Origin of the sequence: Pseudalkalibacillus sp. JSM 102089 (assembly GCF_041366475.1) — a bacterium.
Lineage (GTDB): Bacteria > Bacillota > Bacilli > Bacillales > Guptibacillaceae > Guptibacillus > Guptibacillus hwajinpoensis_B.
The window spans coordinates 715,494-736,499 of the sequence record NZ_JBEWYW010000001.1 but is presented as its reverse complement, the minus strand read 5'-3'; the positions used below and the strand labels follow the sequence as shown (position 1 = coordinate 736,499).

24 protein-coding genes are annotated in these 21,006 nt (G+C 39.1%); 16 read left to right on the top strand and 8 right to left on the bottom strand.

Annotated elements, in window-relative coordinates:
* Positions 1–7 precede the first annotated feature (7 nt).
* Both ABVF21_RS03660 and ABVF21_RS03655 read right to left on the bottom strand, forming a co-directional pair.
* The gene (locus tag ABVF21_RS03660; RefSeq protein ID WP_371017502.1) at positions 8–301 is read right to left on the bottom strand and encodes a DUF3892 domain-containing protein; all 294 of its coding nucleotides are present in this window, start codon (positions 299–301) and stop codon (positions 8–10) included.
* Positions 302–316: 15 nt separating this feature from the next.
* Entirely contained in the window at positions 317–1,135 is an 819-nt protein-coding gene (locus ABVF21_RS03655; RefSeq protein WP_371017501.1) for a hypothetical protein, read from the bottom strand.
* Between the two features lie 122 nt (positions 1,136–1,257).
* On the opposite strand from ABVF21_RS03655, the gene ABVF21_RS03650 reads away from it, so the two are divergent.
* The 3 genes from ABVF21_RS03650 to ABVF21_RS03640 all read left to right on the top strand — a co-directional run bounded on the left by ABVF21_RS03650 (position 1,258) and on the right by ABVF21_RS03640 (position 4,482).
* Positions 1,258–2,094, top strand: coding sequence for a VanW family protein (locus ABVF21_RS03650; RefSeq protein WP_371017500.1), 837 nt, complete (start codon positions 1,258–1,260; stop codon positions 2,092–2,094).
* Positions 2,095–2,228: 134 nt separating this feature from the next.
* A complete protein-coding gene (locus ABVF21_RS03645) occupies positions 2,229–4,109 on the top strand; it encodes a PAS domain S-box protein (protein WP_371017499.1) in 1,881 nt (626 codons plus the stop codon).
* Between the two features lies 1 nt (position 4,110).
* A complete protein-coding gene (locus ABVF21_RS03640) occupies positions 4,111–4,482 on the top strand; it encodes a VOC family protein (protein ID WP_308809530.1) in 372 nt (123 codons plus the stop codon).
* A 39-nt stretch (positions 4,483–4,521) separates the two neighbouring features.
* Here ABVF21_RS03640 and ABVF21_RS03635 read toward each other — a convergent pair whose 3' ends face one another.
* Entirely contained in the window at positions 4,522–4,668 is a 147-nt protein-coding gene (locus tag ABVF21_RS03635; RefSeq protein WP_194221246.1) for a hypothetical protein, read from the bottom strand.
* Between the two features lie 171 nt (positions 4,669–4,839).
* On the opposite strand from ABVF21_RS03635, the gene ABVF21_RS03630 reads away from it, so the two are divergent.
* The 5 genes from ABVF21_RS03630 to ABVF21_RS03610 all read left to right on the top strand — a co-directional run bounded on the left by ABVF21_RS03630 (position 4,840) and on the right by ABVF21_RS03610 (position 9,082).
* The gene (locus ABVF21_RS03630) at positions 4,840–4,998 is read left to right on the top strand and encodes a hypothetical protein (protein ID WP_303534889.1); all 159 of its coding nucleotides are present in this window, start codon (positions 4,840–4,842) and stop codon (positions 4,996–4,998) included.
* A 131-nt stretch (positions 4,999–5,129) separates the two neighbouring features.
* A complete protein-coding gene (corA, locus tag ABVF21_RS03625) occupies positions 5,130–6,203 on the top strand; it encodes a magnesium/cobalt transporter CorA (RefSeq protein ID WP_371017498.1) in 1,074 nt (357 codons plus the stop codon).
* 11 nt (positions 6,204–6,214) lie between these two features.
* Positions 6,215–6,946 (top strand): SDR family NAD(P)-dependent oxidoreductase, encoded by a 732-nt coding sequence (locus ABVF21_RS03620; protein WP_371017497.1) that lies wholly within the window; start codon positions 6,215–6,217, stop codon positions 6,944–6,946.
* A 102-nt stretch (positions 6,947–7,048) separates the two neighbouring features.
* Entirely contained in the window at positions 7,049–7,504 is a 456-nt protein-coding gene (gene cbpB / locus ABVF21_RS03615) for a cyclic-di-AMP-binding protein CbpB (RefSeq protein ID WP_194221250.1), read from the top strand.
* A gap of 51 nt (positions 7,505–7,555) precedes the next feature.
* Complete coding sequence (locus ABVF21_RS03610; protein ID WP_303534897.1) at positions 7,556–9,082, top strand: MDR family MFS transporter; 1,527 nt, start codon at positions 7,556–7,558, stop codon at positions 9,080–9,082.
* On the opposite strand, the gene ABVF21_RS03605 is transcribed toward ABVF21_RS03610, so the two are convergent.
* Complete coding sequence (locus ABVF21_RS03605) at positions 9,077–9,457, bottom strand: VOC family protein (RefSeq protein ID WP_303534899.1); 381 nt, start codon at positions 9,455–9,457, stop codon at positions 9,077–9,079. The genes ABVF21_RS03610 and ABVF21_RS03605 overlap by 6 nt on opposite strands.
* An 11-nt stretch (positions 9,458–9,468) precedes the next feature.
* Entirely contained in the window at positions 9,469–10,209 is a 741-nt protein-coding gene (locus ABVF21_RS03600; protein WP_371017496.1) for a sulfite exporter TauE/SafE family protein, read from the bottom strand.
* Between the two features lie 137 nt (positions 10,210–10,346).
* Here ABVF21_RS03600 and ABVF21_RS03595 point away from each other — a divergent pair, with 137 nt between their 5' ends.
* The 4 genes from ABVF21_RS03595 (at position 10,347) to ABVF21_RS03580 (ending at position 13,539) form a co-directional block, all read left to right on the top strand.
* A complete protein-coding gene (locus ABVF21_RS03595) occupies positions 10,347–11,204 on the top strand; it encodes a LysR family transcriptional regulator (RefSeq protein ID WP_194221254.1) in 858 nt (285 codons plus the stop codon).
* 96 nt (positions 11,205–11,300) lie between these two features.
* Positions 11,301–12,020, top strand: coding sequence for a 2,3,4,5-tetrahydropyridine-2,6-dicarboxylate N-acetyltransferase (dapD, locus tag ABVF21_RS03590; RefSeq protein WP_194221255.1), 720 nt, complete (start codon positions 11,301–11,303; stop codon positions 12,018–12,020).
* Between the two features lie 5 nt (positions 12,021–12,025).
* A complete protein-coding gene (locus ABVF21_RS03585; protein WP_371017495.1) occupies positions 12,026–13,141 on the top strand; it encodes an N-acetyldiaminopimelate deacetylase in 1,116 nt (371 codons plus the stop codon).
* A gap of 155 nt (positions 13,142–13,296) precedes the next feature.
* Positions 13,297–13,539, top strand: a complete 243-nt coding sequence (locus ABVF21_RS03580) for a YkuS family protein (protein WP_371017494.1) — start codon at positions 13,297–13,299, stop codon at positions 13,537–13,539.
* Positions 13,540–13,576: 37 nt separating this feature from the next.
* Here the strand turns inward: ABVF21_RS03580 and ABVF21_RS03575 are convergent, their stop codons facing one another.
* Genes ABVF21_RS03575 through ABVF21_RS03565 form a run of 3 tightly spaced genes read right to left on the bottom strand, consistent with a single transcriptional unit; the run spans position 13,577 to position 14,646 of the window.
* Positions 13,577–13,639 (bottom strand): hypothetical protein, encoded by a 63-nt coding sequence (locus tag ABVF21_RS03575; protein WP_371017594.1) that lies wholly within the window; start codon positions 13,637–13,639, stop codon positions 13,577–13,579.
* An 11-nt stretch (positions 13,640–13,650) separates the two neighbouring features.
* The gene (locus ABVF21_RS03570) at positions 13,651–13,794 is read right to left on the bottom strand and encodes a ChaB family protein (RefSeq protein ID WP_371017493.1); all 144 of its coding nucleotides are present in this window, start codon (positions 13,792–13,794) and stop codon (positions 13,651–13,653) included.
* 54 nt (positions 13,795–13,848) lie between these two features.
* The gene (locus ABVF21_RS03565; RefSeq protein WP_370314489.1) at positions 13,849–14,646 is read right to left on the bottom strand and encodes a mechanosensitive ion channel family protein; all 798 of its coding nucleotides are present in this window, start codon (positions 14,644–14,646) and stop codon (positions 13,849–13,851) included.
* Between the two features lie 331 nt (positions 14,647–14,977).
* Here ABVF21_RS03565 and ABVF21_RS03560 point away from each other — a divergent pair, with 331 nt between their 5' ends.
* The 4 genes from ABVF21_RS03560 to ABVF21_RS03545 all read left to right on the top strand — a co-directional run bounded on the left by ABVF21_RS03560 (position 14,978) and on the right by ABVF21_RS03545 (position 20,998).
* Positions 14,978–15,523, top strand: coding sequence for a peroxiredoxin (locus ABVF21_RS03560; protein ID WP_303534901.1), 546 nt, complete (start codon positions 14,978–14,980; stop codon positions 15,521–15,523).
* Between the two features lie 295 nt (positions 15,524–15,818).
* Complete coding sequence (locus ABVF21_RS03555; protein ID WP_303534902.1) at positions 15,819–17,573, top strand: ABC transporter ATP-binding protein; 1,755 nt, start codon at positions 15,819–15,821, stop codon at positions 17,571–17,573.
* A 14-nt stretch (positions 17,574–17,587) separates the two neighbouring features.
* Positions 17,588–19,390: an ABC transporter ATP-binding protein gene (locus ABVF21_RS03550; protein WP_242057375.1), complete on the top strand. Its 1,803-nt coding sequence runs from the start codon at positions 17,588–17,590 to the stop codon at positions 19,388–19,390.
* 273 nt (positions 19,391–19,663) lie between these two features.
* Positions 19,664–20,998, top strand: coding sequence for a cytochrome ubiquinol oxidase subunit I (locus ABVF21_RS03545; RefSeq protein WP_194221261.1), 1,335 nt, complete (start codon positions 19,664–19,666; stop codon positions 20,996–20,998).
* The last annotated feature ends 8 nt before the right edge of the window (positions 20,999–21,006 follow it).

Genomic DNA, 21,006 nt, shown 5'->3' with positions numbered 1-21,006 from the left:
GACATCCTTAAAATTCTGGTAAATGATCGAAATTATTTTCTTTCGTACCATCAGGCTCACTTCGAATAATTTCTCTACCATACTTTTGAAATACATCTACCCCCGAAAGTTGACCATTCTTTGCAGCGTCTAAAGCCTGGATATAATCTAGCTCTTCTCCCGTGTTTGTTTTAAAAGCAATTAAATCTCCATCCTCATTTTTGCGGACGGCCGTAATATGGGTGGAATTTGCCTCTGGTGGAGTATAATATGCCTCACTATTTTTAACATACTCTTCATAAGCTTGTTCAAAACGATCCATTTATGCCACTCCTTGTTAGTCTTTTGAAATTTCGAGTAATTTTGGTATTTCGAGTTGCCATTTGTTTGTGATCGGATCTTGTCGTGCAGTGAAATCAATCGTTGTTGTAATAACACCAGCATCTTTTATATAAATTTCGACTCTGGTTTTGACTTGTTGTTCAGCTTGATTTGATTTGATCACTTTCCATTTCGTAAACGACAAGCGAGAGAGGTCGATTAATTCGTTCTCAGATAAAGGTGTAGAAACAATTCTTCTTAATAAAGAAGCATCTGTGTTATTGATCGCCAGCATAAGAACATCAACGAGCTGTTCAGGGGTCCGCTTCATTAAATAGCGATCTAACTGTCCTCCTGCTTTTAGAATCATTAAGTGATGCGCGGGATCTGGTGTAGGGGTGCGATGAGTCGTGCTATTTAAGAAGTGAAGGCAAAAGTGTCCGTTAAATCCATTATCTAATGCGCCAGCTCCATGAGGCATTCCATTCATGGAAGCAGCAATCATTTTCCCTTCGTATAGCACAATGACAGCCCTTCGTTTCCAACTCCATTCTTGATAAATCGCTTTTAGAACCTTTGTGTCCTCTCTCGTTAACGGTTGTATATCTGCGTGTTTACTACCAGCTCTCCGTTGAACTTGAAATGAATTCCCGCTTTCAATATCAATCATTGTAAAAATCGATTTCCGAGGGAGTAGCTCATCTGCTTTTTCCCATGACAGAAGTTTGATTTCACTATCGATAGGGAGAAGGTGATCAAAAGGTTCGGCAGCTATAGCGCGTGTAGGAATGACTAGCGTACATAATAAAATTAAATAAGTGAATAAACGCTTCATTAGCTCCCCCCTTGTGTATAGTCATCATAGTTATTTTGCTCAAGCGATACTGATGTATGCTATTTTATTAATCCCTAAAATGAAGCATACTACGATCGAGTTCAGAAGGGGGAATGGTAAAGGTGCACTTATTTCTAACTTTGGCCATAGCGTTTTCATCGATTTCAAACCATCACATAACGATTCACCAAAAAGGAGCACAGACTTATCAGATTAAGAAAGAAGAGTTATTTTCAAAAGACCTTGGTTATCCTTTTTATGAAGCAGATCGGGTGGAGGAATTAATGGATGAAGTAGATGTAGCTATCTCAAAGTCTCCAGTAAATGCCTACATTGATAACCAAGGAGCTATTGTCGATGGAGTCAATGGATACACGTTACATCGAGGCGCTTTTCGAGAGAATTTGCTTCATAGTCTATACCTCAATAGTTCAACTTGGATTCAACCAGATCTCACCATTCTTTACCCAAAAGTAAACGCAGAGCTTTTATCATCCATTAGAAAAAAACAAGTGGGAGGGTTTGTTACTTATTTTAGGAAAGGGAATCTGGAGCGAACGAAGAATATTATGTTAGCGGCTGAGGCGATTAACAATGCTGTAATATTCCCAGGAGAAACGTTTTCTTTCAATCGAACAGTTGGAAAAAGAACAAAAGAGAAGGGCTATTTGCCAGCTCCAATCATTGTAAGAGGTGAGTTATCTGAAGGAATTGGTGGGGGAATTTGTCAAGTGTCATCTACTCTTTTTAATGCAGTAGACCAGGCGGGCGTCCATATTTTAGAACGCTATTCCCATAGTAGAAGTGTTCCATATGTGAAACCTGGTAGAGATGCCACCGTGAGTTGGTACGGACCAGATTTTTCCTTTCGAAATGAACTTAATCAGCCGATTCTTATAAGGGCGAAAGTGATCGAAGGTTCAGTAGTCATTCATGTCTATTCATCTGAAGATATGTAAATGGCAGAGTTTTACAAGATAAAGGAAAAGGTTATTTAATTCGTCTAGTAAAATGATGAGTCTAGGAGTTAAATACTATGTTCAATGCCCCGAGATGGTATAATGAGACTATTACACATAAAAGGAGACCGCGTATGGAATATAAAAAAACGAATCAGCAAACATTTTCCATGCTTGAAGCCGGCTCTGAAATGGAAAAGAATGATCTTCACCTCGAATTGATTGAAAAAAGTCGAAAGCTTGATCACATTTTCAATCATTCTAGAGACGGCATGACGCTTTCGAATCAAGAGGGAAACTTGATTGAAATCAACCAAGCATGCTGTGATATTTTTGAAATTGATATGGAATCGATTCAATCTATGAAACTTGGACATCATGTTGCACCTCAGGGGCTTGAAACATTGGAAGAAATGAGAAAGAATTTGATTGAAAAGGGGTATGTAGTGGAGAAGCTTCCTGTTCTCCTTATGAATGGCAAACGGAAATCCATTGAATTATCGATAACATATAAAGCTTATCGAGATTACAATTTATCAATTATTCGCGATGTTACCGAAGAGCAGGTATTGTTTGACCAGTTGATGGAGAGCAAAGATAAATTCACGAACATTTTTGAAAATGCGCTAGATGGTATTTTAATTTGGGACAAAGATCGGATGATCGTAGACGCGAATCCTGCTGCTTGTCAGATCTTTAAGGTCAGTTTAAATGAAATGAAAACGTATAATTTGTTTGATTTTCTTGAAGGCGTTGATATTAAGGCGGGAAAATCGTTTCAAAAAACGTTAGAAGAACAAGGTGAGATTAGAGGCGATCTTCAATTCACAATGCTCGGCGGAGAAAAGAAACAGCTTGAGTTTACAACGAAGAAAAGCGGATATGGAGATTTGTATTTAACCATATACCGTGATATTACAGAGAGAAAACAAATGTTCTCAGAACTAAAGCGAAGTGAAGAGCGGTTTCGTCAATTGTTTGAAAGAGCTCTAGATGGTATGGCTATCCTAAATGAAAAAGGAATTATTGTAAAAGTTAATGGTGCATTTTGCGACCTATTTCAATTAAAGGAGAATGAGGTCGTTGATAAGCATTATTCTTCATTAGAAAAAGAATGTGATATTGTGTGGGATCATCCTGCTGAATTAGGTAGAAGCGGTGAAGGAAAAATAATGAACGAGCAAACAGGTGTCGTTCAAACATTTAGTTTTACATTAAGCTACCACATCTATCCTCAGCATCACCTTGTCATTATTCGAGATGTGACTCAGATTAAGGATGCGGAAGAACATCTGCGTAAGACGGAAACAAGCCACGTTCTTGGAGATCTTGCGGCAGGGGTAGCACATGAAATTAGAAACCCGCTATCAACAGTGAAAGGTTTTCTTCAAATGCTTGATGGAAATGAAGCAGTTAATCAAGAACTTCTTAAAGTAGTTGGGGAGGAAATGGAACAGCTAGAGGAGACGATAAATGAATTTCTTCTTCTATCCAAAAGAGAGTTTGTTTCGTACGAAACGGTTCATATGAATCAACTAATGAGAGATTTAATTGAGCGCCTATCTAAAAAGGCTGCTGAGTATAGTATTGATATAATTGAAGTTTATAGTCATACGGATATTCAGTGCGTTTGTATCAGCTCACACATAAAGCAGGTCATTACGAACATTATGAATAATGGCATTGAAGCCATGCCACATGGCGGTCAACTTAGAATCAGTCTTTTAGAAAATAAGGAAAAAGAAGTAATTGTGGAAGTGGAAGATCAAGGCATGGGAATACCTAAGCATTTGATTAATCGGCTGGGTGAACCTTACTATCAAACTTCAGAAAAAGGAACTGGGCTAGGATTAATGGTAAGCTATAAAGTAATTAAGGAACACGGCGGTCGCATTGAGGTTACTAGCCATGAGGGCGAAGGAACTGTTTTTCGAATTATCTTACCTTCAAGTCAAAAGTTAGGTAGTAATCAAGAGAATCAAGAAGTAAAGAGCGGGAGGAACGAAATTGATTGAAGTGCAGCAAATTCATCATGTTAGTTTGGCGGTAACAGACCTTGAACGGGCAAAAAAGTTTTATAAAGATATATTATGCTTGAAAGAAATAAAACGCCCAAATTTTGACTTTCCAGGCGCCTGGTTTCAAATCGGTCAACAACAGCTTCATTTAATTGTATACCCTGATGCTAATACGCTTCGGGGTTCAACATCATTGTCATCGAGGGAAGGGCATTTCGCTTTTCGTGTTAATAGTTATGATAATACGTTGAAATGGCTGCGTGAAAAAAAGATAGAAGTTTATGAGAATCCAACGAGTAAAAGTGGTTTTGCTCAAATTTTTGTTTCTGATCCTGATGGCAATCTGATTGAATTGAATACAGAACAATAACAAAAGGACGCCTTCCAATTGGAAGGCGTCCTTTTGTTATTATTTCGATGAGAATTCGTTGTGTTCTCTTTGTGGATTGGCGCTTTTTTGTGCTTCCTTCACAACTTTTTTGGCTTTCTCGGCACGGCGCTGATCTTCTTTAGCCTTTTCTTCAATTTGTTTAATATCTTTTCGAGAGTGATCCATGATAATGCTCCTCCTTATATTTTAATTTTGATAATAAGTACCTGTCTGATGAAAAAGATGTTTTTCGTAACATAACCTAGTTAGAAAAAAGAATCAAGTAATATCTGTTTATTCTAACATTTTAGTGCATTTACCATCATAAAATGGAAAGAACCGCTTAGGGGGGATTCGATGGTAGCTGTACTATTATCATTAGTCGCTTTATTTCTTGGACTTGCTTTATTTATGATAGTTGTGTGGAATGCTATTAAGACAGATTCTTCTAAGTCTGATCTTGAAACGTTCTGGAAAAAGTATGAAGAGATCATTCGTAAAGAAGATGTGCTTTAGCCCTAGTGAATGGGCTTTTTTTTATGCTGAATTATTGTTGGACATGCGTCTAAACAGGATAATTGAAAAACTTTTCGTGTTTTCAATTTATTAAATTAGGGTATTTTAGAAGAGAATTGAGGTGGAATCAAATGGGGATTCGTACAAAACTTAGAAGAAATCGAACTCAAAAAAAGGGAATGCCCCCAGGCTCGCTTGTTTATATAGGAGATAAGCAAACGGAGGAAGTCACTGTTTCAGCTATCGCATTTGACTCTAATGGAATGGAAGAGTTTGAAGATGTTTCGATAGATAAAATAAAGACATTGATTGACTCTGATCAAGTAGCTTGGATTAATGTAAATGGCGTACATAATGTTCAGTTGGTAGATCAGATTAGTAAGAAATTAGGACTTCATCCTTTAACGACAGAGGATATTTTAAATACGGATCACCGACCGAAAATAGACTTTTTTGAAGATCACTTACTTTCGATTGTAAAGATGCTTGATTTATCACCTGAAAGTACTGATCTTGACATCGAACAGGTGAGTTTTATTTTGATGGAAAACACAGTCGTCACTTTTCAGGAAAAGCGCGGCGACTTATTCGATCCAGTTCGTTTACAACTGCAGGAAAGCAAAGGAAGAATTCGAAAGAGCGGGGCGGATTTTCTTTACTATTCCTTACTTGATGTAATCTTTGATCAATATCTGATCATTATGGATGAAATGGACGATCGTATAGCTGAGTTAGAAGGGATGATCATGGAGGATCCTGATAATCATTCATTGCAAGATATTAATCAATATAAGAATACTATTCTTCAGCTTAAGAAAACGGTTTGGCCAGTTAGAGAAGTCGTAAACAAATTAATTAATCGAAAAGTCCCTTACATAAAAGAAGACATTTCCTTTTATTTGCAGGATATTCACGATCATATTGTACAAGCAAATGATATGGTCGAAACTTCTCGAGGACAACTTTACGGTTTATTAGATGTGTACTATTCCAGCTTAAGTATGAAAATGAACGAGATTATGAAAGTATTAACGATTGTTTCGACAATTTTTATTCCGTTAACATTCATAGCAGGAATTTATGGAATGAATTTCACAAACATGCCGGAACTTAGTTGGGAATGGAGTTATCCAGCCGTTTGGATTGTCATGATTATCATAACTGGATTAATGCTCGTTTATTTCAAACGTAAAAACTGGTTTTAGGAGGTTATTTGATGCAAAAAGTCGTTGTAGTAACAGGTGCTGGACATGGGATCGGTAGGGGAGTTGCGATTGCTTATGCCGATAAAGGCTATCGTGTTGTTCTTGCCGATGTGAATGAAGAAGGTTGCAAAGAAACAGAAAAATTAATGCATGGAGGTTATGGTGACACTATCTTAACAGATGTAAGTAAACCAGAATCCATTAAACAGCTTTTTCATAAAGTTGAAGAGAAGTATGGGCGACTAGATATCTTAATCAACAATGCTGGTCTAACAGCATTTAAACATATGGATGAACTAGGTGTAGAAGAGTGGGATAATGTCATCAACACCAATTTACGAAGCGTATTTCTAGGGTCTCGTGCCGCAGCTCATCTTATGAGAAGAAATAACGGTGGCTCAATCGTCAACATTGCCTCAACGAGAGCGACGATGTCAGAACCGAACAGTGAAGCATATGCTGCTACTAAGGGAGGAATCGTAGCGCTTTCTCATGCGCTAGCAGTGTCCCTTGCAGATGATCATATTACTGTCAATTCAATTAGCCCGGGTTGGATTGAAGTAGAAGACTATGAGGCTTTACGTGACATGGATCATGAGCAGCATCCATCCCAAAGAGTTGGAAAGCCATCAGATATTGGACGTGCCTGTCTCTTCCTAACGAATGAAGAAAATGATTTTGTCACAGGTGAGAATTTAGTTGTTGATGGAGGTATGACTCGAAAAATGATTTATGAACATTAATCGAGTAACAGTTAACGGACAATCCCCATTCATGTTACTATAATAAGAGACCTTCATTAGAGAATAATTACAGGGCGAATCATGCTTGAGGGGACGTTTTAAATGGCAAAACATATGGAATTACCTAATTTGTATGAAACAGGAATTGAAGATCTTGTGATTTCAGCAGAAAAAGTAGCACATGTACAGCTGACGAATCCTTTGGAGCACGCGATGCTTATTTTGATTAAATCAGGCTATTCATCTATCCCAGTATTAGATACTGAATATCGTCTAAAGGGATTAATTAGTCAGCCGCTCATCCTTGATTCGATTCTAGGCATTGAGCGAATTGAATTCGAGAAATTAAGTGAATTAGTTGTTGAAGAAGTTATGAATACAGAAATACCTTGTATTAATGAAAAGGACGGCTTTTTCAAAGGGTTAAAGCTAGCAATTGATCATCCGTTTCTTTGTGTAGTCGATGATGAGAATATTTTTAAAGGCATTCTAACAAGAAGAGCGCTTCTTAAGTTTGTTAATCGTTATTTGCATGAGTCATCAGTTAGACAGTCTTAAGCATTTATCCCGGTACTATTACCGGGATTTTTACATATGGGGATGAATAAAATGAAATCGCTAACAAATCAAATCACATTAAGTATTCAAAACAAGGAGACCAATCGACCATTCGTACTTGGAGCCATTATTATTGGAATGTTCATGGCCGCGATCGAAGGAACAATCGTTTCAACAGCGATGCCTGGTATTGTGAGCGACCTTGGCGGATTCTCGACGTTTAGCTGGGTTTTCTCAGCTTATTTATTAATGTCTGCGATTACGGTCCTTATCTTCGGTAAACTTTCAGATCTCTTTGGTAGGAAGCCGATCTATTCGATCGGTATTGTCATTTTTTTAATAGGATCTTTATTGTGTGGATTTGCGGAATCGATGGAGGCACTTATCCTTTTCAGGCTTATTCAAGGTATTGGAGCAGGAGCCGTACAACCAATAGCGCTTACGATTGTAGGCGATATGTATTCGATGGAGGAGCGGGCAAAGATTCAAGGGTATCTTGCTAGCGTGTGGGGAATATCTGCAATTGCAGGCCCGGCTCTAGGCGGTATTTTTGTTCAGTACATTGATTGGTCATGGGTATTTTGGATGAACATTCCTCTCGGAGTTCTATCGTTAGTTGGCATTGTTCTCTTGCTTCATGAATCGATTGATAAAGAACGAAAATCGATTGATTACTCTGGGGCCATCCTTTTGCTTGTTTCGATCAGTGCATTGATGGTCGTCTTGATCGAAGGAGGCGTTCACTGGAAGTGGACTTCCTTACCTATCCTCACCCTTCTAAGTACATCATTCGTAGCTATGGCGATCTTTTTTAGAGTCGAACTTAAAGCGAAAGAGCCGCTAATGCCTCTTGGTATATGGCGCGATCCGGTTATCGCCATATCGAATTCAGTAACGTTTACGACGGGCATGATTTTGATTGGGGTATCTAGCTTTCTTCCAACTTTTGTTCAGGGAGTAATGGAGAAATCTCCTATTGTAGCAGGATTTACGCTTACGACGATGTCGATCGGATGGCCGATTGCGTCTACTATAGCAGGGAAACTCGTCATAAAAATCGGATTTAGGATTACATCAGTCCTTGGAGGAATTTCACTTATTAGCGGTTCAGTGATCTATCTGTTGATGACGCCAGCATTAGGACCCATCTTTGCAGGTTTTGGTTCATTCCTTATTGGTGTTGGAATGGGGTTAACGTCTACAACATTTATTGTTGCCATCCAAAGCTCAGTTTCCTGGAAGCAGCGAGGAATTGCGACAGCTTCAAATATGTTTATGCGAACGCTTGGAAGTGCAGTCGGTGCTGCGCTACTTGGCGGTATTTTAAACAGCCGCCTTCAACAATATTTAACGAACCGCTCTTCGGGAGAAGGTGTGAATCTTAATACAGCCAATCAATTACTTGATGAAACAAAGCGTAACAGTCTTGATCCTTCTGTTCTTGATTTGTTGCAGAACGGACTCACAACCTCTTTAAAATGGGTGTATGGAGGAGTTGCAGTCATGGCACTCTTAAGCTTTCTGCTAGTACTCTTTATTCCAAAGCCTGATAAGAAACAAAGCCCGGCTCGCTCATAAGCCGGGTTTTCCTATACGTGAAATGAATTCAATCCGGTTTTGAAAAGGATCATAAAAGCTAAAACGCTGGTATCCTTCAATTGGTTTCTCCTTCTGTATCGGGATGTGGTGTTTTTCTAAATGTGCCTTCGCTTCTAATAGATTATGAATTTCAAAAGCAGGATGTCTTTTCCCTGGAGCAATAGTACTTTCGGTCCCAACGTGTAATTCGATGTCTGCAGCCCTTAACCAGAAGCCTCCGTTTTTTCTTAAAACAGCCGGTTTTTCGATTTCTTCAAAGCCTAGTATCCCTATATAGAAATTCCTCGCAATTTCCTCCTGGTCGATGGGTATACAAATTTGAATATGGTGGAGACGAATATAATCGATAACCATGTTAATCACTCCTAAAATGGTGTTTTAAATAAGCTGTAGCATACTTGTAAAATCAACAAAATGGTCATGGAGCGAAGCAACCAGTTTATTTGCACAAGAGAAAGTTTATTGGCCATTCGAACAGAAATTTGTGCTCCAGTGATAGAGCCAGCCGCAAGTGGGAGCGCGATCGCCATGTTAAGGTGACCACTAAGTGAATAGACCATGACAGCCCCTGTACAACTTAAGAAGGTATTAAATCGTGTTAGACCTATTGAAGCAAGGTAGGAGATGCCGCTGTGACGAAATAAGTGCATTTGAAGTGTCGCCTGTCCAGGGCCGAACGTACCATCATACCATCCAATTAGACCAACGAACGGGAGTGCTTTGGTAGGAACCTTAAGTGATAAATGAATGGATTCCTTTTTTTTCATAAATGATAATGTTAAGGCAACAAGAAGCATACCTCCGGCGAATAGTTGAAGTGCTTGTTGTGATAGTGACGAGGCAAATAATCCACCGAGGACGCCGCCAGTTAAAGCGATAGGTCCTGTTTTCAGTGCTTCTTTCATAGAGAGTTCTTTCCTCTTTAATAAAACAAAAAAGCTAGAAAATGAACTAAGCATATTTGAAAACTTGTTTGCTGAAATAATTGAATGAATGGGAAGACCGAGTAACATCATCGAGGGAAAGTTAATAAGTCCTCCGCTGCCAGACAAGGTGCCAACAAATGTGGCAATAAGACCAATGCCAAATAAGAAAAGCCATTCCATATGATCATCTCCATCAAAAATATCTCATGTCATAGTATAGTCTTCTTTAATCCATAATGAAATTAGATTATAATGATGAATTACAATAAGATTTCCTTATGATGAAATGAAGAGTTATAAGAAAAGGGGGCCATTTAATGAGCTCAGAATATCAGGTTCTTTCGATTTTAGCAGAGGAAGCGAATATGCGAAGAGCGGCTGAGCGACTTTATGTATCTCAGCCGGCGCTAAGTCAACGCCTTCAATCGATCGAAAAGGCATGGGGGGTACCGATTTTCCTTCGTTCTCAAAAAGGATTAACGATTACACCTGCGGGTGAACGGATTATCGCTTTTGCTAATGATACGATTCGTAGAGAAGAAAAAGTATTTGAAGCATTAACAGCGCTAAGCTCAGAAGTTCATGGAACGCTGAAACTAGCGGTAGCATCTATTATCGGACAATACTGGCTTCCAGCGGTGCTAAAGAAATTTGTTGAGCACTATCCCAGTGTCAAAATATCCCTAGTTACAGGATGGAGTAGTGACATATTACGGTACTTGTACGAAGATGATATTCATATTGGAATTATTCGTGGGAAGCCCGATTGGAGAGGGAGAAGTCAGTATTTGATTTCAGATGAGCTCTATTTGGTCGATACGTCCATTAAATCAATGGAAGAATTGCGAGAAACAGAAAAACCATTTATTCAATTTAAAAGTGACTCTACTTATTTTCAAGAAATACAGGAGTGGTGGCAAACCCAATCATTTGCGCCTCCAAAGAAAACAATTGTCGTTGATCAAATCGAAACGTGTAAACAAATGGCGCTAAATGGGATTGGCTACGCTATCTTACCTTCCATCAGCATTACGGAGAATGATAAAGAATATTTTCGGATTCCACTTAAGGACGGTGAAGGGTTGCCATTAAAGCGTGATACGTGGTTATTAACAAATGATACCGCGATGCAATTGAAGCAGGTTCAGAAGTTTGTAGAATTGTTAAGTGAATAGCCTGTAAGATTAGACTTCACGTGATCGATCATGTACGATAAAATGAGTAACATGCTGTGCTTGTATGAGCATGATGAACAAAGGAGGAAATACACCATGAAAATGATGGATGCAAACGAAATTATTAGCTTTATTCAAAACAGTGAGAAATCTACTCCTGTGAAAGTACATATTAAGGGGAACCTTGAGGGAATCGACTTTGGTAGTAACACGAAGTCATTCATTACAGGGAACACTGGTGTTCTTTTTGGTGAGTGGAAAGACATTAAGAAAGCACTTGAGTCTGAAGCTTCCAATATTGAAGATTATGTAGTAGAAAATGATCGTCGTAATTCAGCTATTCCAATGCTTGACCTTAAAGGAATTCAAGCGCGAATCGAGCCGGGCGCTGTTATTCGTGATCAAGTTGAAATTGGCAATAATGCTGTTATTATGATGGGTGCGATGATCAATATCGGATCTGTTGTAGGGGAAGGAACTATGATCGACATGAACGTTGTTCTGGGTGGACGTGCAACTGTCGGTAAGAACTGTCATATTGGCGCAGGTTCTGTTCTTGCAGGCGTTATTGAGCCACCTTCTGCTAGCCCTGTTGTCATTGAAGACGACGTTGTGATTGGTGCGAACGCAGTCGTTCTAGAAGGCGTGAAAGTAGGAAAAGGATCTGTTGTAGCGGCTGGCGCTATTGTGACCGAAGATGTTCCTGAGTACACACTAGTTGCAGGAACTCCAGCACGTGTTCTTAAGAAAATTGATGATCAAACTCGTTCAAAAACAGAAATCAAAAAAGAGCTTCGTCAGCTTCAAAACGATTAATTCTAATGGATATCAAAACCGTACGAAGGGACCTGCATCGCATTCCTGAAATTGGCTTTCAGGAAGTGAAAACGCAAGGTTATCTTCTTCAGTTTATAGAAAAACTCCCACAGGACCGTCTCCAGGTGAAAACCTGGAGAACGGGTATCCTTGTATTTGTAAATGGAGAAAGTCCTTCAAAAACAATTGGATATCGGACAGATATCGATGGTTTACCGATCAAAGAAGAGACCGGGTATGATTTTCAGTCTGAGCATGAAGGGTTCATGCATGCATGCGGACACGATCTTCATATGACGATTGCTCTTTCCGTTCTTGAGTACTATTCAACTCATTCCGTAAAAGACAATTTGCTGTTTGTCTTCCAACCTGCAGAAGAAGGTCCTGGTGGCGCTTTACCAATGCTTGAAAGTGATGAATTCAAAGCATGGAAGCCGGATCAAATGATTGCGTTACATATTGCACCTGAGTACCCCGTAGGTACAATTGCCACACGCCCAGGATTGCTCTTTGCTAATACTTCTGAGTTATTCATTGATTTAGAAGGAAAGGGTGGTCACGCGGCGTATCCTCACCATACACGTGATATGGTTGTTGCCGCTAGCCATCTCGTTACTCAGTTCCAATCTATTGTAGCGAGAAATGTAGATCCTCTTGATTCAGCTGTGGTAACGGTAGGAAAAATTGACGGAGGCACGAAGCAAAACATCATTGCCGAAAAGGCCAGGTTAGAAGGTACAATCCGTACTTTATCTGCCGATTCTATGTCTCAAGTTAAGCACCGTATTGAAGCTATAGTAAAAGGCATCGAGGCATCATTTGAATGTGTTGCTTCTATTGATTATGGCTCTAATTATTACCAGGTGACGAACAATGCAAACTTAGTACAATCTTTCATGGAAGAAACGAGAAAACTCCAAGATGTCAACGTAGTTGAATGTCGAGAAGCGATGACTGGTGAGGATTTCGGGTACTTTCTAAAAGAGATTCCTGGATTTATGTTCTGGCTTGGAGTGAATTCTCCATCCGGTTTGCATACATCTACACTGAAACCTGATGAGTCTGCGATTGAAACGGCGTATCTTGCGCTAACTTCTTATTTAAATAAGGTTGCAAACTAAAAAACAATAGCCCTCAGGCATATGCCTGAGGGCTATTGTTTTTTAGTTTGATATATTACCTGAGTTTTTCTCTTATGAATGCTAGACGTATAATTCATAAAACGGTGGTCAAAATAATAGAGTTAGAAACTACATATTAATAAGGAGCGAGTGAAATGAAACGAATTGCTGTAGAAGATACGCTATCTGATGTAGCTCAAGCTTTGCAAGCGAAAGGGTATGAGGTTGTATCCTTGAAACAAGAAAGTGATGCAAATGGTTGTGACTGTTGTGTTGTATCTGGTCAAGATCAAAATGTGATGGGCATGCAATATGCAAGCACGAATGGGGCGGTTATAAACGCAGATGGGATGACAGCTGATCAAGTATGTCAGCAGGTGGATAGTCGTTATCAATAAAAAAATGAACCTCTACCTAGGTAGAGGTTCATTTTTTTTAGCTATTGTTATTCTTTTTGACCCAGTTTCCATTATTATTCTTTTCGTATTTTTCTTCCACAGCGCTCCAAGCTACTTTAAAAGCCGTTTTCTCAGAATCATATGATCAGATGCGGAGTTGAATGCTTCTTTAAAGATATCCTGTGCGTGCGAAGGCAAGTTGTCTTTTACTTGATCTGGCAACTCGCTTTTAGAATTGTAAGGCAATATGATCACACTCCTTTGAAAGATCTGTGATATCTTTACCCAATAAAAGGAAGGGACAAACGCTTATTGTTCTTTCTTTTCAATGAATACTTGATGCGGGAATGGGATTTCAATGCCATTTGCATCAAGAGCTTCTTTAATTTCTTTCCGAAGCTGACGCTCAACGCCCCATTGTTCCATGTTCTGAGTGCGGCATAGAACGCGAAGAACGACATCTGAAGAACCAAGACCTTGAACGCCTAGAACATCTGGTCCTTCGACGACAGCTTCATTTGTAGCCGCAACGTTATCACACACTTTCTGAATCACGCGGATCGCTTCGTCAATATTGTCATCATAAGAAATACCAATATCAACAAGAGCGCGCATATTACCACGTGAATGGTTGCTTAATGAGCTAATTTCGCGGTTTGGTACATAATTCAATGTCCCATCAAACGAACGAATGTGGGTTGTGCGAAGGCCAACTTCTTCTACGATTCCCCCAAAGCCGCCAGCAGTTACGTAATCGCCAACGTCCATTTGTTTTTCTAGAAGGATAAAGAAGCCTGTCACCACATCACTTACGAGACCCTGGGCTCCAAAGCCGACAGCGAGACCAATAATACCTGCACCAGCGATTAGCGCTTTAATATCAAAGCCAAAGGTTTCAAAGATGATCGCAACAACCATGAAGAGTAGAATGTACGTATAAATACTTTTTGATAAATTTTTTAACGTATTTGCTCTCCCTGGACTCATGTTCTGCTTCTCTGATACTTGAGTAAAGGTTCTTTCGATGAAACGATTTCCGATTGCTTTTACAATTGCATAAATGATTAGGATAGCGATTAGCTTAAGGATAATTAAGCCAGTATCCATTAAGAAACCTTCCCAATTAATGTTGTCAACAAAGTTCAATAGACTTCCTCCTTTAATTCTCACTACATTATGTAGGATTAGCACTCGGTCAAATTATAGCGAAAATTGTCATGATAATTCAAGTGAAGTGTTAAGACGAGACGAATGAAATGATTTTCGCTATACTAAAGTTACCCTGTTTAGTGAGGGGTAAACGTGGGTACGATAGTGGAGGAAGGTCATTAACCCACATTAAATTAATTATTATTTAACATTGACTAAAAATAACTCATGTACTATAATGTCATTTGTGGGCGAAAGCCGCAGGATATTTTCTAGGAGGGATTTACACATGGTAGAACGCATGGTAGGAAAACAAGCACCTCGCTTCGAAATGGAAGCAGTTATGACAAACAAAGAATTTGGCAAAGTAAGCCTTGAAGAAAATATGAAGAACGATAAATGGACAGTCCTTTTCTTTTATCCAATGGACTTCACATTTGTATGCCCAACTGAAATTACAGCACTAAGCGATCGTTTCGAAGAATTCGACGATCTTGATGCAGAAGTAATCGGAGTATCTACTGATACAATCCATACACACCTTGCATGGATCAACACAGACCGCAACGACAATGGTCTTGGTGACCTTAACTATGCACTTGCTGCAGATACAAATCACAAAGTTTCTAAAGACTACGGCGTATTTATTGAAGATGAAGGTGTTGCACTTCGCGGCCTATTCATCATCAATCCTGAAGGCGAACTTCAGTACTCTGTTGTTAACCACAATAACATTGGCCGTGACGTAGATGAAACACTACGTGTACTTCAAGCATTACAAACTGGTGGACTTTGCCCGGCTAACTGGAAGCCAGGTCAAGAAACACTTAAATAAGATAAAAACAACCTACTCCAGGGAGCACTGCTCTCTGGGGTTTTTTGTATGGTTTATTTTAGCTAATCACTCGAATGTTCCCTACGAATTTAAGTTGTGTGCTTGAAAAGATTGCTGCAAGAACTGTTCAGCAGAATGATAGCAAATATTTTCTCGATCTAAGGAGGAATACCCCCTATTTAAATAATTCCGAATTTTAGGCCTAATAGGTGGTTATTTATTTCGAATTCCGATATATTATGTATATTGTCACTATTTTTTTAATGACTATTTACTGGCTGAAGGTGGTGTTGAAATGGAAACGTTTAAAAGATTGAAAGATTTTTATTGGCCATACAAAAAGCTTTTTCTATGGTCCGTATTTTCCCTTATTTTTGTCACGGGTATCACAGTCCTTTATCCTATGCTTCTTCAATTTACAATTGATGATGTCATTCTAAAGCAAGAATACAAATGGGTACCATATCTTGCATTTGGTTTCATAGGAATCATGATTGTAAAAGGGACTGCTACGTTTTTCCAACAATATCTAGGGGACTTGTTCGGAGTCACAGCAGTGTATCGACTTCGAGAGGAGCTTTACAAAAAACTTCAATATTTACCTTTTCGTTATTATGATAACGCGAAAACAGGGGATCTAATGTCACGCTTAACGGCTGACGTGGAAGGGTTCCGGTTTTTCTTATCATTTGGATTCGCACAAGTGATCAACTTTGTTCTTATCGTAAGTTTTAGTTTGATCGTGATGTTTGGATACTCTATTCCGCTTGCGTTAGTTACGCTTGGAATGCTCCCATTTCTCGCGATTGTAGTTTATCGATTCGATAAGAGAGTTCACCCTGCGTTTAGAGGAATTCGTAAATCAATGGCGCGGTTGAATACGAAAGTTCAAGAGAATATTAGTGGCATTAATACGGTGAAGTCATTATCAAGAGAAGATTTTGAAATCAATAAGTTTGTTGATAGCAATACGGACTATCGTGATAACTACTTAACAACATCGTACATTTGGGCTAAATTTTTCCCGCTCATGGAGTTTATCGGGAATTTATGTGTTGTTTTCTTGCTTTCATATGGCGGATATCTTGTGTTTCAAAACCAACTTAAACCTGGTGAGTTAGTGGCTTTCTTTAGTCTTGTCTGGTATATAATCTGGCCAATCATGAATCTTGGATTCGTCATCAACACGTTTTCTCAATCCAAAGCATCTGGAGAACGTTTACTTGAAATTTTAGATGAACCTGAAGATATTTATGATCGGGATGGCGCGTTGGACGTTGAACGTCTTGAAGGAAACGTATCATTTAAGAATGTCACACACAAGTATGCTTCTGATGATGACGAAGCATTAAAGAATATTTCGTTTAATGCCCCAAAAGGCACAACGATTGGTTTACTTGGGGCTACGGGAGCAGGTAAAACAACGATCACCCAATTGATTGCAAGATTTTATGAACCTAACGAAGGCGAAGTAGTAATCGATGGACGGAATATTAAAGAGTATACAGTGAAATCGCTTCGAAAAAATATTGGTGTGGTACTGCAGGAGACGTTTTTGTTCTCGTCTACTATACGAGATAATATTGCTTATGGTGATCCCGATATCTCTTTTGAAGCCATACAGGATGCGGCAAAAAGAGCGCAGGCGCATGAATTTATTATGGAAATGAGAGATGGATATGACACCGTACTAGGCGAACGTGGAATGGGGCTATCTGGCGGGCAAAAGCAGCGTATTGCCATTGCTCGAGCCATCCTAACAGATCCTAGTATTCTAATCCTTGACGATGCTACAAGCGCAGTTGATATGCAAACGGAAGTGAAAATCCAAAAAGCATTTGAAGAGGTTATGAAAGGAAGAACAACGTTCATTATTGCACACAGAATTTCTTCATTGAAACATGCAGATGAAATAATCGTGTTAAATGAGGGTGAGGTTGTAGAACGAGGAAAACATCAAGAACTCATTGATCAAAACGGCTATTACCGAAATATTTATGATATACAATATCAAGATCGCAAAGAGATCATGGCCAGACAAACTGGTTGAAGTGGGGTGAAGGGTTGAAACAAAATCGTAGAGAAAGGTTCCATTACTCTCAAGATACGGCAATTGAAAAACAGTTCAATTGGAAACAAATGTCGCGCTTGCTTGAATACATGGAGCCTTACAAGAAGAGTTTGTTGCCAAAAGCAATCATTTCAATGTTGTTGGCAACGGCTGTTAGATTAATTGTACCCATATTTATTGGGGTATTACTATTTGACCATGCGATCAAAAATCGTGATCAAACATTACTTATTCAATTAATTATTGGCATAGCTGGATTGTATTTGATTTCTTGGATTGCCAATTCATATCGAATAAAATGGACAAATGAGCTTGGACAATACATTATTTACGACATTAGACAAGGGTTGTTTAAGCATATTCAGCGCTTGTCGCATGGATTTTTTGATAAACGATCGGCAGGTTCTATTCTTGTCAGGGTAATTAATGATGTGAATTCTATGCAAGAGTTATTTACGAATGGCGTTATTAATCTCCTCATGGATATTGTTCTATTGTTAGGAATCCTTGTCATTATGTTTGTCTTAAGTCCTCAGTTAACACTTGCTATTATGATTATTTTACCGCTCATGTTTCTCATTTCTACGAGCTTGCGAAAACGCATTCGTCGTTCCTGGCAACAAGTTCGTATTAAACAAGCCAAGCTGAATTCCCATTTGAATGAAAGTATTCAAGGAATTCGAGTGACTCAATCGTATACGCAGGAAAAAGGAAATATGGAATTTTTTCAGGGCGTTAATCATGAAAACTATGCTAGTTGGAAAGACGCGACTCAGAAGAGTGCAATTTTCAGACCTTTTGTTGAAATGTCTAATGCCATTGGTACAGCCATATTAATTTGGTTCGGGGTTTACCTTATTCAAAATGGAATGGACTACGGAGTATTTGTTACGTTTGCTTTCTACTTAGGAATGTTCTGGGAACCAATCTCTCGACTTGGTCAAGTGTATAATCAGCTTCTCGTCGCGATGGCTTCGTCTGAGAGAATCTTCGAATTTCTTGATGAACAACCGAATGTACCAGAAAAGGAAAATGCGAAAGAGCTTAAGGAAATGAAGGGCGAAATCACATTTGAAAATGTTGAATTCTCATATGATGAAAGCCGCAAAGCTCTGCATGAAATGAGCTTAACAATGAAAGCTGGTGACACCGTTGCGCTTGTAGGTCATACTGGATCAGGGAAATCAACAATCGCTAATCTGATAAGCCGATTCTATGATCCTACAAGTGGAACAGTTCGAATTGATGGAACGGACCTTAAAGACGTTAAACTCGATAGCTTACGTGAGAAAGTCAGTGTCGTTTTGCAAGATACGTTCATTTTTTCAGGTACCATTATTGAAAACATTCGATTTGGACGTCCGGACGCTAGCGATGAAGAAGTGAAGGAAGCAGCTAAAGCAGTAGGAGCTGATCCTTTTATACAGCGCTTGAGTGACGGCTATGAAACAGAGGTAGAAGAAAGAGGTAACGTTCTATCAGTAGGTGAAAGGCAACTATTATCGTTTGCGAGAGCACTTCTTGCGGATCCTCGAATATTGATTTTAGATGAGGCAACAGCAAGTATAGATACAGAGACAGAGCTGAAAATACAGAAGGCGCTAAATGTTGTATTGGAAGGCCGGACGGCAATCATGATCGCTCACAGGCTTTCAACGATTCGTGAGGCAGATAATATTATTGTTCTCGACCACGGACGCATATTGGAACAAGGAAATCATACTGAGCTTATGCGTAAAGGTGGAACGTATTATGAGCTTGTTAAATCACAATTCAATATGATGGACGCTGTATAGAAAGAAGCCAAGTAGGCTTCTTTTTTTTGCCCATTAATATCAATCAGACATTTAATGGAGGTAAAACGAAAAAAATACAGAAGTTAATCTAAATGTGAACAGAATATTAACAAGAAAAAAAGTTTCGGAATTATACAGTTTGTGATACTTGTCACAATCTCATGAATGAGCCATAATAAAAGTGTAATTCAAAGGTACAATCGTTTTTATTGTGAATGATAAGGGAAGTTGAGTAACAGATGATATGAAATTGGAACAAAGGGGATGAATAATTTGGAACTAGATTCAGCGACTCTAAGTCGTCTATTAACAAGTCTAACGTTAGGTTTTCATATTATTTTTGCTACGTTAGGTGTTGGTGTCCCATTATTAATTAGCCTTGCTGAATGGATAGGGATTAAACGGAATGACCCTTATTACACATTGCTAGCGCGCCGCTGGGCTAGAGGGTTCGTCGTTACCGTTGCTGTCGGTGTTGTAACTGGTACAGCGATAGGTCTACAATTATCACTTTTATGGCCGAATTTCATGCAGTTAGCAGGACAGGTCATTAGTTTACCGTTATTCCTTGAAACGTTCGCTTTCTTCTTTGAAGCTATTTTTCTTGGAATTTATCTTTATACGTGGGATCGATTCAAAAAACCGATCTATCACTGGTTTATATCGATTCCAGTTGTGATTGGCTCTACACTGTCTGCTTTCTTTATTTCCACTGTAAATGCTTTTATGAACTCTCCGCAGGGATTTGATATAGTTGATGGTGTATTAACAAATATTGAACCACTCGCAGCGATGTTCAACCCAGCAACACCAACGAAAGTAGGCCACGTGGTCATGTCCGCATACCTCACTTCTGCTATTGTACTAGCTGCTATAACGGCATTTAAAATGCTTAAGGGTAAGCGTAGTACTTATTATAGGAAAGCTCTAAAGCTTACTATGACCGCAGGATTTATCTTTGCGATTGGGACGGCCGTGATTGGTGACTTTTCTGGTAAATTTTTAGCTGAATATCAACCAAGTAAGCTTGCAGCCGCAGAATGGCACTTTGAAACATCAGAAAATGCAGATCTTGTCGTGGGCGGATTTCTAGATAAAGAAACGGATGAAGTAAAATATGGGCTAGTATTACCGAACTTCTTAAGTATCCTTGCTCATGGTAATCCAAATGCGGAAGTAATGGGACTTGATCAAGTACCTGAAGATGAAGTGCCACCATTATTCATTCATTACCTTTTTGACGGGATGGTCGGAATCGGAATGTTTCTCGCTGCTTTAACCTTTTTCTACGTGATTGCGCTAAGGTTAAAACGATTTAACACGGAAAATAAATGGTTTTTACGGTTAATTGTTTTGGCGGGGCCACTCTCAGTCCTTGCGATTGAATTTGGATGGATTTTCTCAGAAGTAGGTCGCCAGCCATGGATCTTATGGGATATTCTCAGAACAGGACAAGCTGCAACAACTGCGGACAGCGTCGGATGGATGTTTATCTTATTCCTTCTTCTTTACATTGTTCTTGGAACGCTTACTGTTACTGTCCTTAAGAAAATGTTCAATACTAATCCAGCTGAAAATGAACTTGAGGAAATCGCTAAATTGAAATAATTGCTTCG

Excerpts from the sequence above, each read along its gene's own strand:
- ABVF21_RS03645 (WP_371017499.1), top strand. The coding sequence starts at position 2,229 with ATGGAATATAAAAAAACGAATCAGCAAACATTTTCCATGCTTGAAGCC.
- ABVF21_RS03660 (WP_371017502.1), bottom strand. The coding sequence starts at position 301 with ATGGATCGTTTTGAACAAGCTTATGAAGAGTATGTTAAAAATAGTGAG.
- ABVF21_RS03555 (WP_303534902.1), top strand. The coding sequence starts at position 15,819 with ATGGAAACGTTTAAAAGATTGAAAGATTTTTATTGGCCATACAAAAAG.
- ABVF21_RS03620 (WP_371017497.1), top strand. The coding sequence starts at position 6,215 with ATGCAAAAAGTCGTTGTAGTAACAGGTGCTGGACATGGGATCGGTAGG.
- ABVF21_RS03635 (WP_194221246.1), bottom strand. The coding sequence starts at position 4,668 with ATGGATCACTCTCGAAAAGATATTAAACAAATTGAAGAAAAGGCTAAA.
- ABVF21_RS03630 (WP_303534889.1), top strand. The coding sequence starts at position 4,840 with ATGGTAGCTGTACTATTATCATTAGTCGCTTTATTTCTTGGACTTGCT.
- ABVF21_RS03565 (WP_370314489.1), bottom strand. The coding sequence starts at position 14,646 with ATGGATACTGGCTTAATTATCCTTAAGCTAATCGCTATCCTAATCATT.
- ABVF21_RS03585 (WP_371017495.1), top strand. The coding sequence starts at position 12,026 with ATGGATATCAAAACCGTACGAAGGGACCTGCATCGCATTCCTGAAATT.
- cbpB (WP_194221250.1), top strand. The coding sequence starts at position 7,049 with ATGGCAAAACATATGGAATTACCTAATTTGTATGAAACAGGAATTGAA.
- ABVF21_RS03595 (WP_194221254.1), top strand. The coding sequence starts at position 10,347 with ATGAGCTCAGAATATCAGGTTCTTTCGATTTTAGCAGAGGAAGCGAAT.
- ABVF21_RS03605 (WP_303534899.1), bottom strand. The coding sequence starts at position 9,457 with ATGGTTATCGATTATATTCGTCTCCACCATATTCAAATTTGTATACCC.
- ABVF21_RS03580 (WP_371017494.1), top strand. The coding sequence starts at position 13,297 with ATGAAACGAATTGCTGTAGAAGATACGCTATCTGATGTAGCTCAAGCT.
- ABVF21_RS03600 (WP_371017496.1), bottom strand. The coding sequence starts at position 10,209 with ATGGAATGGCTTTTCTTATTTGGCATTGGTCTTATTGCCACATTTGTT.
- ABVF21_RS03610 (WP_303534897.1), top strand. The coding sequence starts at position 7,556 with ATGAAATCGCTAACAAATCAAATCACATTAAGTATTCAAAACAAGGAG.
- ABVF21_RS03560 (WP_303534901.1), top strand. The coding sequence starts at position 14,978 with ATGGTAGAACGCATGGTAGGAAAACAAGCACCTCGCTTCGAAATGGAA.
- corA (WP_371017498.1), top strand. The coding sequence starts at position 5,130 with ATGGGGATTCGTACAAAACTTAGAAGAAATCGAACTCAAAAAAAGGGA.
- ABVF21_RS03655 (WP_371017501.1), bottom strand. The coding sequence starts at position 1,135 with ATGAAGCGTTTATTCACTTATTTAATTTTATTATGTACGCTAGTCATT.
- dapD (WP_194221255.1), top strand. The coding sequence starts at position 11,301 with ATGAAAATGATGGATGCAAACGAAATTATTAGCTTTATTCAAAACAGT.